General features: G+C 57.9%; 1 protein-coding gene and 1 pseudogene. Both read right to left on the reverse strand.

The annotated features are described in order from the left end of the window. The coding region (locus tag DID99_RS36945; protein ID WP_148094733.1) for a transposase at positions 1 to 151 on the reverse strand (151 nt) is incomplete at its 3' end. 52 nt (positions 152 to 203) lie between these two features. Next, positions 204 to 335 (reverse strand): annotated as a pseudogene (locus tag DID99_RS36950) (transposase); the annotation flags it as partial. Positions 336 to 416 lie beyond the last annotated feature (81 nt).

Genomic DNA, 416 nt, shown 5'->3' on the forward strand with positions numbered 1-416 from the left:
GGCACCAGTTCCCCAGCGTCGCCACCGGCACGCCCAGCCTGCGAGCGGCCTCATGCTGACCAACGCTCTCAGCCAGCCGCACCGCCTCCACCTTGAATCCCTTCGTGTACTGCCGCCTCGGTACCACGTTCTCTGTCATTCCATTCTCCATACAGACAAAAAGTTATCAAACTTCTTGCTGTACGTGGAATCGAGGCAGTGTCACTGAACAGTTGTGCCGTGTTCTTGAGCAGCCCCTTGTAGCGCACCTTGCGATGACGGAACAGGTTCTTGACGACATGAAACGGATGCTCGACCCGCGCGCGGATTTGCGCCTTGGTTCGCTCGAGCGCGATCATCGTATGCGATCCGTTAACGACGTCCTCCAGAGTAAATCGGTGGAGCGCTTAAGGTGCGGTAAGGAAGCGGATCAGCGC

Origin of the sequence: Burkholderia sp. Bp8986, assembly GCF_003854225.1 — a bacterium.
GTDB lineage: Bacteria > Pseudomonadota > Gammaproteobacteria > Burkholderiales > Burkholderiaceae > Burkholderia.